The organism is Fannyhessea sp. (assembly GCF_986145555.1).
Window position 1 is genome coordinate 1 of sequence record NZ_CFRCNA010000031.1, and the last position, 9,546, is coordinate 9,546.

Annotated in this window: 10 protein-coding genes and 1 pseudogene; 6 read left to right on the forward strand and 5 right to left on the reverse strand. The window is 38.5% G+C overall.

From position 1 onward, the window contains the following. The first annotated feature begins 454 nt into the window (after window positions 1-454). The gene (locus tag AC5GD6_RS05580; RefSeq protein ID WP_491846423.1) at window positions 455-892 is read left to right on the forward strand and encodes a CdiA C-terminal domain-containing protein; all 438 of its coding nucleotides are present in this window, start codon (window positions 455-457) and stop codon (window positions 890-892) included. A gap of 609 nt (window positions 893-1,501) precedes the next feature. Beyond that, complete coding sequence (locus AC5GD6_RS05585; protein ID WP_082139632.1) at window positions 1,502-2,221, forward strand: MIP/aquaporin family protein; 720 nt, start codon at window positions 1,502-1,504, stop codon at window positions 2,219-2,221. A 440-nt stretch (window positions 2,222-2,661) separates the two neighbouring features. Here the strand turns inward: AC5GD6_RS05585 and AC5GD6_RS05590 are convergent, their stop codons facing one another. From AC5GD6_RS05590 to AC5GD6_RS05600, 3 genes are all read right to left on the reverse strand, one after another. Then, the gene (locus AC5GD6_RS05590) at window positions 2,662-3,198 is read right to left on the reverse strand and encodes a hypothetical protein (RefSeq protein ID WP_061102753.1); all 537 of its coding nucleotides are present in this window, start codon (window positions 3,196-3,198) and stop codon (window positions 2,662-2,664) included. A 234-nt stretch (window positions 3,199-3,432) separates the two neighbouring features. After that, window positions 3,433-4,164 carry a nucleotidyl transferase AbiEii/AbiGii toxin family protein gene (locus AC5GD6_RS05595; protein ID WP_082734845.1) on the reverse strand — a complete coding sequence of 244 codons (732 nt, stop codon included), beginning with the start codon at window positions 4,162-4,164 and terminating at the stop codon, window positions 3,433-3,435. Further along, window positions 4,122-4,595 (reverse strand): hypothetical protein, encoded by a 474-nt coding sequence (locus AC5GD6_RS05600; protein ID WP_048597016.1) that lies wholly within the window; start codon window positions 4,593-4,595, stop codon window positions 4,122-4,124. The genes AC5GD6_RS05595 and AC5GD6_RS05600 overlap by 43 nt, the downstream gene beginning before the upstream one ends. A 245-nt stretch (window positions 4,596-4,840) precedes the next feature. Here AC5GD6_RS05600 and AC5GD6_RS05605 point away from each other — a divergent pair, with 245 nt between their 5' ends. Genes AC5GD6_RS05605 through AC5GD6_RS05615 form a run of 3 tightly spaced genes read left to right on the forward strand, consistent with a single transcriptional unit; the run spans window position 4,841 to window position 7,471 of the window. Further along, a complete protein-coding gene (locus tag AC5GD6_RS05605) occupies window positions 4,841-5,158 on the forward strand; it encodes a hypothetical protein (protein WP_491846424.1) in 318 nt (105 codons plus the stop codon). A gap of 15 nt (window positions 5,159-5,173) precedes the next feature. Continuing rightward, complete coding sequence (locus AC5GD6_RS05610; protein WP_491846425.1) at window positions 5,174-7,081, forward strand: relaxase/mobilization nuclease domain-containing protein; 1,908 nt, start codon at window positions 5,174-5,176, stop codon at window positions 7,079-7,081. A gap of 21 nt (window positions 7,082-7,102) precedes the next feature. Beyond that, complete coding sequence (locus tag AC5GD6_RS05615; RefSeq protein ID WP_491846426.1) at window positions 7,103-7,471, forward strand: hypothetical protein; 369 nt, start codon at window positions 7,103-7,105, stop codon at window positions 7,469-7,471. A gap of 450 nt (window positions 7,472-7,921) precedes the next feature. Here the strand turns inward: AC5GD6_RS05615 and AC5GD6_RS05620 are convergent, their stop codons facing one another. Next, a complete protein-coding gene (locus AC5GD6_RS05620) occupies window positions 7,922-8,473 on the reverse strand; it encodes a hypothetical protein (RefSeq protein WP_491846427.1) in 552 nt (183 codons plus the stop codon). Window positions 8,474-8,837: 364 nt separating this feature from the next. Beyond that, window positions 8,838-9,074 carry a type II toxin-antitoxin system RelB family antitoxin gene (gene relB, locus AC5GD6_RS05625; RefSeq protein ID WP_464395074.1) on the reverse strand — a complete coding sequence of 79 codons (237 nt, stop codon included), beginning with the start codon at window positions 9,072-9,074 and terminating at the stop codon, window positions 8,838-8,840. A 167-nt stretch (window positions 9,075-9,241) separates the two neighbouring features. Here relB and AC5GD6_RS05630 point away from each other — a divergent pair. Continuing rightward, window positions 9,242-9,546, forward strand: a pseudogene (locus tag AC5GD6_RS05630) (hypothetical protein); the annotation flags it as partial.

Below are 9,546 nucleotides of genomic sequence, written 5' to 3' on the forward strand. Positions count from 1 at the left end.
AAAAAGACAGGCAAAGCTTATAACTATATAGCAGTAATTACAAAGCTTGGGAAAACACTTCGCAAAGGCAAGGTACGCCATGAGTAACCGTTTCTAGATGGTTGACACTATCCTTGAACAATGGCAAAATTATATATCGTAATGGGTTGTCGTATAGGAGAGATTATGCCTTGTTGGAGGAGACTCCGGTGCGAATCCGGGCGCTCATTACTTTAGCCGCTCTTTGGAGCGGTTTTTTTATTACGTAAATACCAGGGTAAGTAAAAAATCAACAAGTCTTAAAAAGCTTGAGAGCATAAAAACAGACGCATGGTGCAAGTAGAGCAGCGCAGGTGGCACTTGAGAATTGAAAGCGAACGCGCGGCATAAACCAAACCCAACCGCGTGTAGATGCAGCGTCTGTGTTGATTTTAACCACGATAACCCACGTCTTAAAGGGTATGACCCCGATAAGATGTATTACAGATTTTCTGCAATTGCAGATAAACTAGGTATCGACTTTACACGAGACAACCAAGCAAACACAACAGCGCGTAAAAGGCTCTTACGAGAAATCGAGCGCATGCGTCGCAGAGAATTAAAAAATTTACCACGCGATTTTTCATGTGAAAGAGGCGCACGGCCAAGCGAAAGAGAGTTCAAAACGGCTAATAGATTAAGCAAACACGGCATAAAAGGAATGTTTCGTGCGACTCGTGAAGCTGAAAACAAAAGAACAAGTGACTTGATGATTGACGGGGTGGCATGGGAAATTAAACAGCCGAGCGGACATGGCAAGAATAATATTAACAACCAGTTCAATGAGGCACGAGGGCAAGCAAGAAACCTCATTATTGATGCAACTTCATCACCTTTTTCTTATGAAGATGTTTGTGCTCAGGCTGAAGCATGACTTATAAGTAGAAATGATTTTGATGAGGTTATTATTGTAAATGATGAGAGTATAAAGAAACTTAAAAAATAATCCGTCCAGCTTGCCTCCCACGAATGGCAGGTCTCTGACGGATTACATACACTATACCACATCTTAATTTGATTATCAAAGGTGCAGACGTGCACCTTTTTTAATATCTACGCTGCACAGAGCGTATCTGTGATGGATGACTGCTAAAAGCAGGAGTATAGACAACCGCGAAAGAGCGGGCAACAGAAAGGATATATTATTGCCGATTCAGTTGATACACAAGCAACTGCAACCTCTGAGCAAGACACCCAACAACAAGGGGCACAAAAGAGCTTTACTCAAGAAGAAGTAAACGAGCTCATGGGCAAGCTCAGACGAGAAACAAAAGATGATTAGCCGTGAAGATATTACCAATCACCATTATTTTGTTATTTACAGCATACATTACCTAGTTCTAAACCAAATTTTTGTATACCTAATGAAGTGGTTCTATTTTGTATACATTTCACCCAAAATTAAATTTTTTCACGTATAATTTTACCGTTTGTCAAACATGTGGGACATATCGTTTCCCCTTAGGAAAGAAGGCGATTATTCGTGATTACACTACCTATGATAGGTGAGTTTTTAGGAACATTTATTATGATGCTTTTAGGAGAAGGCGTTATTTGTTCCGTTGAATTAAAGCAAACAAAATCATATGGCACTGGCTGGATGCAAACGGCTACTGGTTGGGCGATGGCCATTACGCTTGCAGTATACGTTGCAGGAATTTTTGGACCGGCACATTTGAATCCTGCTGTTAGTGTTGCGCTTGCATATGTAGGGGAGATTTCGTGGGAGCAGGTTCCTCCTTTTATCCTTGCGCAATTTTTGGGTGCTATGTGCGCCAACGTATGTGTTTGGCTTCATTTCTATCCTCACTGGAAGCAAACCACTAATCAAGATGCTATTCTTTCATGCTTTTGTACAGCGCCTGCTATTCGTCACACGCCTTCTAACTTATTTGGTGAGATATTATCTACTTCGGTGCTTATCATTGGTGTTTTGTGTCTTGGTCCTAATCGTCTTGAGCACGGGCTCGGACCAATTGTCATAGGTATTCTTATTTTAGTTATTGGATTATGTCTGGGTTCAACAACAGGATATGCTATGAATCCTGCGCGCGATTTAGGACCTCGTATTATGCATTCGCTTTTGCCTATTGCCAATAAAGGTACATCGCATTGGGAATATGCATGGATCCCTGTAGTTGGTCCACTTATGGGTGCAACGCTGGGTGCGTTTTTATATCACAGTCTTTTAATGTTGCTTTAATGTCGGTCTCATATTGATGAAAAGACTGTTCAAGATTGCGCGCCTGCCGAGATATTGGCCAAGTGTTTCGTCTTGCAGAGAACAAAAATGGGTTTTGCTGGGATAAGCGAAACCCATTTTTTCTACTGGTGTTGAACCACGTAAATTTATGCAATAATTTTGCAATAAAAGTAAGTTTTCCTATATCTTTACGTAGTCATTCCTCAATATCATGGGACAAAAATGGGTCGGGTGTTATTTTGCTATCATGTAAATAAGTATGTTTACCTGGGTAAAAAGGAAGAAAACAAATGGTGGGCGATGCGGGATTTGAACCCATAATTTACAAACTAATAAACATATAATTGCAGGTAATAGGTAGTATTTTTAGTTTGTAATTTGATTTTGTCCCATTTCTGTCCCCTAGGTCAAAAAAATCACCTGTATCTTTGCGTTTATGATTAGTCATCTTCAGTTTTTTGTGGTGCTTGATCATCGTTCTTCTTTTCAATTACGTAGACAACGTTTTCGTTATCATCAGAACTATCACTCAGATTCTTAAAGAAGTTATCACGTGCCACATAGACAATCCCTGATAATAATAAGCCTACAAGAGCATGCGCGATAAGGTTGGGTGTGGGAACATCTGTTAGTATACTGGAAACGCTAATGCCGACCAAGAGCAGGACGAAAAGATAAGTGTTGTAAGCAGAATAAAATGATAGAAAGAGATTGACCACCTTCCAAATTCTTGGAAAAAACCTATGTATGGCATAGAGTAGAGCCACATACAAAATTGCTCCTATAGCCGAGCAAGCAAGAGCAATAGGTACGTCTCCTGAAGTTCCATTTCCAACTAACGGCAAAATGTTTTGGGCAGCAAAGTTATAAGTCAACATCATAACAACTATACAATCAGCTGCAAAGAACATAATTGTTACGAACTTTACTAAGAACCATAAGACACAAGCCACATAAGCAAGGATAAGCGATATCATCAGTTGCTCCTATCTATTTCGTGCTCAAAACACGCAAGATATTTCTTACAAAATTATAACCTATTAAAGATACTGTGATTACTGCAATTTGTTCAGCTTAGGCATGAAAAAGCAGAGAAGAAAGTTTCTTCTCTGCTAAGCTTTAACGTTTCGCCTTTGCTTTATGGGTAGCGAGACACCCTCTTTAAGCAGGTCAAACATAGCACAAATATTTTATGATGTCAATTCTCTTGCTTATTGTCTAATATTATGCTGCATAGATGTATCATCGTTCTCTTTCTGTCTGTTGGCAGCAGTACGAGCAGCAGCCATCTCCTCGGCAAGAGAGCGGTATGGTCGAATTTCTTCTGTAGTGTGAGCAATTTTTGCTTTATCAAGTGCCTTTAGGAAGGACTCTGCAAGAGAATCTTTATCAATAAGGTCATCATCTTGTGTTGCGCACATCAGATCAAATTGTTCGATACCCTTTTCTGCAAAGCCTGTTCGGTAAAGACGTTGAATTGGCTGTGAGAGTTCTTCCCAGTAGTTATTGGTTATAAACGAGACATCGTATAAGTCGCGAATCCTATCTCTACTCATAAATGCTGTCATCTTCATCTGAGCAAGCGTATCAATAGGATAGGTGCGTATATTATTTTTAATAATGGTATCACTCAGAGATAAACTGTGATCCCTAAAAGAGGTTTCTATTTTAAGGGGTTTTTCGCCGCCATAATGAATGGTTAGTCGCTGAACAGTATCTGTATATTTCTTTCTAAAGTAACTATAACCATGCTTAGAGCAGAAAGACTTGACATATCTTTCAGTATTCGCGTGAGCTATAGCGTCAAAGTCTAAATCCTCAGAAAATCTATCTAAACCGTAGCAAAACATGAGAGCTGTACCACCTTTTAGAATCAAAGGTGAGTTTGAGTCAAGGCTTGCTAGAAAATTGCGTTCAACTGTTTTGTGTTGGGCATACCACATAGGCAATCATATCCTTTACTAACAATGAAGAAGATCCATTTTGTACCGTATTCACGCCCCATAAAGCGATTGATTTCATCAAAACGATTGGGGTAAGTCTCTATAAGATGTAAGACACGCGTAAAAACATCAGCATTATAACAATCGTCTTCATCTAGGAAATCTCTGTACATACCTTCGGCAGCGCAATAGTTTTCTTGTTCGATAAGGTCAAGACACGCGCGGACGTGATTAGCAATGTTATGTGGCTTACCCTCGTGTTCGGGAACTAAACGAGTTGAGTTGCGTTCGATACCATATGTACCAAAAATTGAGTTATTGCTATCGGCTAAAGTCAGTTTAGACCAGTCCATACCCGACATATGCCAATCACCCGTTGTGCCAAGAGAACACTCAAGATTAAGCGCAAATAAGCCTGTTATATATAACATAGGAGACTCCTTTAACTATTTAAAAGTGTACCACAAGGCAAACCCAAAAACCCAAATGCCCCCCGACATAGATTATGCTATAATGTCGATATGTCGGGTGCAAGAGACGTATTTTGTATATACAAAATACTGAGCGGCGAACATCGCGCTTGCCGCGCGCTTTTCTTGCTCATTCATGGGGCTTTGCCCCATACCCTAGAATTAAAAAGCACTTCCACAATGCTTACGAGATAAAGGAGACCTAAATGAAAGATCAATGTGTATGTATACGTGTTTCATCACAGCAGCTTGCAGACCTTAAAAGGATTGCTGCAGAGGCTCAACTTTCAACTTCAAAACTTATGCTCACTTGCCTTGAAAGCGACCAATTCAATTCCTCTACATTGAGAAAAACGCAATGCACTATTTCAGACTTACTTGATGAGGTTGGTACAATCTTAGAAAGGCTACGTGAAAGCGGATTAGGGGAAAATCCTGTTGTTGATGATCTCTATATTGACTTTGCAAGGATTCAAGGGAAACTCAATAAACTTAATTTAAATCTGATTTCTTCTATTAGGTAAAAGCAGGTTTTTGTTATGCCTATGCTCAAGACCGTTAAACAGATGAAATTATCACAGAAAAACGCTTCATTCTATAAAAAAGGGTGGGGTGTTAAGGATATTTTTGGCTATTTAGTAGGTGCAAAGCTTGAGCAAAAAAATAATGTTAACTCAATTAAAAATTATCTACATTCAGGACACCATGCTAAGTATGAGCGCGTGTGTGCAGAGCGTCTATCTCCAAATCTTACACAAGTAAGTGATTCTAAATATGACTGGGCGCAAGAAATGCTTGATACTAAACGAGCGTGGGGGAAAGAAACAGGAAGGCAATACTATCACTTTGTATTCTCGCCTGATCCGCAAGACAAGGTAGGTGTAGATGAGGTTGCGGATATGGCTGCTGAGTGGGCAGGTGATATGTATCCTGAAGGTCAGTGGGCTGTCGAGGTTCACGATGATAATACACATCACATTCCTCATGCGCACATTATTTTAAATTCAGTATTGCCAAAAACAGGATATAAAATTCAGCGTTCTAATCGTAAGATTATCGCAGAAGCACGCGCGGCTCAAAGTATTGCCGAAAAGCATGGGTGCTCTACATTAACCGATATTGTTACCTATAGAAAACAGCAAAAAGAAGGATTGACGCAAGAGCACAATGCACAACCTGATAGACTTTCTATGAGTGAAATTAAGCTTACCTCACAAGGAAAATGGTCTTGGAAGCAAGATATACGCACAGCTATTAACGAATCTATCAGGAAAAGTAAGTCGTATAGTGATTTTATCTTTTATATGGAAGATAAAGGATACAAAGTTAATGACGTAGGGCGTGTACGTGATATCACCTTTTATCACCCTCTATCAACAGGTTTTACCTATCGTGCAAGCTCTAAAAGCTTAGGTGCAGACTATACAAAGGCAGCTATTGAGCAAAGATTATCCGTAGACTTTACAAGCGTTATGAAATCCATTAAAGATGAGTATGCAATTGAACATAAGCGCGTTGAGTTCGCGCGCGGTTGGGTAAAGTTTGAGCGTGAAATTGCGTTTCATAAGCGTAAATATGCAAGCTTAAAGATAACTGAAATATATAAACCAAAAACATTTAGTGATTCATGCGTGAGGGTTGTTTCGCAAAGAGCAGCATGGAAAAACATTCATGCAATGGCGGAAGCTATTAACTTACTTTCTCGTGAAAAGATAGATTCACTAGGTAACTTAAAAATAGAGCTTGGTACAAAAGAGCGTAAATTACCCGAATTAGAAGCTGGCTTTGAAGAAAGTAAGCGCGCAGAAAGTAAAGCACAAGCTATTTACGATATGGCACAAACGGTGAAGAACCTTGAAAGTACGATAGAAAGCTTACGTGAAAAGCCCATATTAGATGTTAAAAGCCGTCTACAGCGAAATGAAGCGCAATCGAAAATTACTGATGTTAAAGCTTGTTTAACACGTGAGCTTAAAGCCGCAGATACATTCTTTAAGGAAAACGCAGCGCAGTATGCAGGCGATGAAGAAAAGGCAGCACTACTCTTAACGCGTTGTAAAGAAAAAGTAAATGCGTATGAGCAAACGCTCGATGAAACAAAGGATAAAGTTGCTAAGTATCAAGCACTACTTGATATGTTGGGTAAGGCTATTCCTCAATGTACAAACGAAAGGAAAAGCTATGAATCAGAAGCTATGATTAAGCGTGCTGCAAAGCTTGAAGGTACATGGAACGAGCAAGCAAGCTTTGAGGGTGCATCGAATAGAGATGATACAGCTGAAAAGGCTTATAGGGTAGCACAAGCGCAGAAGAAGCACGCGCTTGCTCTTGAATTACGTAAATATCAACAAAGACAAGCGCAAAGTCTTGATAAAGCACTTGCGGACGCTCGCAAGGCTGCACAAGCGCAAAAGGTAACAATTGCACGTGATAAGCGCAGGTTATAAAAGTAAAGAGAAAGGGTAGTTATGAATATTTTTATTCTATATAAATCAGGATCTATAGAAGAAATCAACACAACGCTGATGACTCTTGAGAGTCCTGGTGATGGAGCACTTCTTGAGGATAACTTTATAGACATAACGGATGTCGATGAGGGTATTTATCTTGAGCGTAGATATTCACCAATTGATTATCATGAAATTGAAGAAGATGATGAAAACGTAAAGGGTATTGATATGCGCCTAAATAGGCGCGTATTGATTGTTCCTAAAGACGCAATGCAGTTTGTCGTAGGACTTGCCGTAAACGGTCATTTAATTCTTAGAAAACCACACATTGAAGACGGTGAAGAAGCAGACTTTGAATGTGGTCTTATGCGTTGTATTAAGGCATAAGTCTTTTAGCGGTGTTTATATCTCATAAAAAATGCCCTTCCACGTATGGCAAGGGCTTGTTCCTTATATCAATTTTAACTTTTCTCAACCTAAACTAAAAACGGTATGAGATATGATAGCAAAAACGTAACACATGTAAGTAAGAGCAGCATAAAAGTCGTTTGATCGAGGGTACGTTGCAGACGGTTGTTGAGAGAGACGCAGGGCAATAACGAGCAACCAAGTAATGCAACTGTGCATAGATAAGCTACAACAGTTATTGATAGAAGCAGTACTATACAGATATTCATGATGTTTCTCCTTTATCTCGTAAGTTATAAATTATTGTACATCAAGAATTAAATCTTGTATAAACCTCACCATTTGAGTTCAATTTTAATGACTTTGGTAAATCTAATAAATGAGCACCCACTCAATAGTAGAGTAGGTGCTCGTAATATCTATCTGTACTTAATCAACTAAAAGCCTTCCTTCTTTGTCTATATCAACAAACACGGGATTATGGAGTTCTTCATTTTCTGCAAGGGTGAGTAACACATCGAAATGCTTTTCGGTAAGCAATTCCGAATCAGATTTTGAAAAGACAAAATAATTCTTATCTAAATTAACAATTGCAGAGTTTTCTATCATATCTGTTGGATACATTTTGTCTAATGTATCAATCAATTTCTCATCATGAGAGTTAAAATCTGATTCATCTAAATCTACTTGGTACTCACCAGACATAATGCGATTTTCCTTTGATTTCCAAAGATTCATTTGGTGCGTAAGGTCTGATAGTCCCTTTTCCGTCATAGTTCCAACTATAAAAGCGCATTTTTCAGCTCTTTGGGCGTTAATAGATTCAGCATTTTTATTATAAGTCTGCTCTGCAGCTACCTTTGTTAGGGCTTCGTAAAGCAATAAAAATGTTTGTAACTTTAGGGGGCTTTTATATGATGTACAATGATTTTTCTTGAGCCAGTCACTTAAAGATAGCTTTCTTTCATTTGAATAAATCATATTGCTACTTTCATAAATCAGATGATTACACAACATTAAGATGAAAGAACTTTCTCAACCTAAACTAATGACAATATGAAAAAGTACGCCTGTAATAACAATATAACACCTGTAATTAAGGTCATCATAAAACTTGTCTGACTGAATAGATAACGGTCGCTCAAGACGAGAGAGGTGTTGGCTTTGTAGTAGCAGAAAGTAGATAATGTAATTGAGCATATGACGACTACAGCCGATACTGATAGAAACGGTTCTAAATCCATGATGTTTCTCCTTTATCTCGATACCGTTACAGTGGAAGAATATCCAATAAAATTATTGTAATACAAACTTACGTAAACTTTTATCTGCCTGTTGGGAAAATCTAAGATTCCAATTCACAATGAGCCTTCACTTCTTCAAGGGAATATGTTTTTAAGCAACCATCTTGTAAATCTTTGAGTTGCTGTAAAAGCGAGTGTTCATATTCAAGTTTATCTATGGATTCTAGTAAAGCCTGCTCCATATAGTAATCGCTATCATGACCTGTTAAGTGAGCAAGATTACTATACCGCTGTACAAGTTCAGTTGGAATCTTAACCGATGCGAGCGCGCAATTCATTGTAAGCTCCTAAGTAATAGATTCAATATATGTTTATTATACAAGATTCCCATATCACCAAAATACTAAAAATAATTAAAAATATTATTACAATTTTTTCTAATATATGTTATAGTAAATATATCAGAAGGGCAATAGTGCTACTTCTTTTTAGTAGGAGTTTATATATGTATACTTCGACTTCTTCTTCTTTTGTTTCCGTATCTAAAAAAGCTATATTTGCAGGGTTAATTTCTGCAACTGTTGCAGGTGCAACACTTATTGGTGCTGCGTCTCCTGCATTAGCTTCTACGCGTGGTTGGATTCACGAAGGAAATACCTGGAGCTATCAAGTATCTAAGGATACGTATGCCAAGGGTTGGTATTACACACCAAGTGGTAAATGGTTCTACTTTAATAAAGACAACTATAAGATGGTAACAGGTAAACTAACCGATGATAATAAAGACTACTGGTTAGATGAAAATGCAGG

Excerpts from the sequence above, each read along its gene's own strand:
- AC5GD6_RS05580 (WP_491846423.1), top strand. The coding sequence starts at position 455 with ATGTATTACAGATTTTCTGCAATTGCAGATAAACTAGGTATCGACTTT.
- AC5GD6_RS05590 (WP_061102753.1), bottom strand. The coding sequence starts at position 3,198 with ATGATATCGCTTATCCTTGCTTATGTGGCTTGTGTCTTATGGTTCTTA.
- AC5GD6_RS05595 (WP_082734845.1), bottom strand. The coding sequence starts at position 4,164 with ATGTGGTATGCCCAACACAAAACAGTTGAACGCAATTTTCTAGCAAGC.
- AC5GD6_RS05600 (WP_048597016.1), bottom strand. The coding sequence starts at position 4,595 with ATGTTATATATAACAGGCTTATTTGCGCTTAATCTTGAGTGTTCTCTT.
- AC5GD6_RS05605 (WP_491846424.1), top strand. The coding sequence starts at position 4,841 with ATGAAAGATCAATGTGTATGTATACGTGTTTCATCACAGCAGCTTGCA.
- AC5GD6_RS05610 (WP_491846425.1), top strand. The coding sequence starts at position 5,174 with ATGCCTATGCTCAAGACCGTTAAACAGATGAAATTATCACAGAAAAAC.
- AC5GD6_RS05615 (WP_491846426.1), top strand. The coding sequence starts at position 7,103 with ATGAATATTTTTATTCTATATAAATCAGGATCTATAGAAGAAATCAAC.
- AC5GD6_RS05620 (WP_491846427.1), bottom strand. The coding sequence starts at position 8,473 with ATGATTTATTCAAATGAAAGAAAGCTATCTTTAAGTGACTGGCTCAAG.
- relB (WP_464395074.1), bottom strand. The coding sequence starts at position 9,074 with ATGAATTGCGCGCTCGCATCGGTTAAGATTCCAACTGAACTTGTACAG.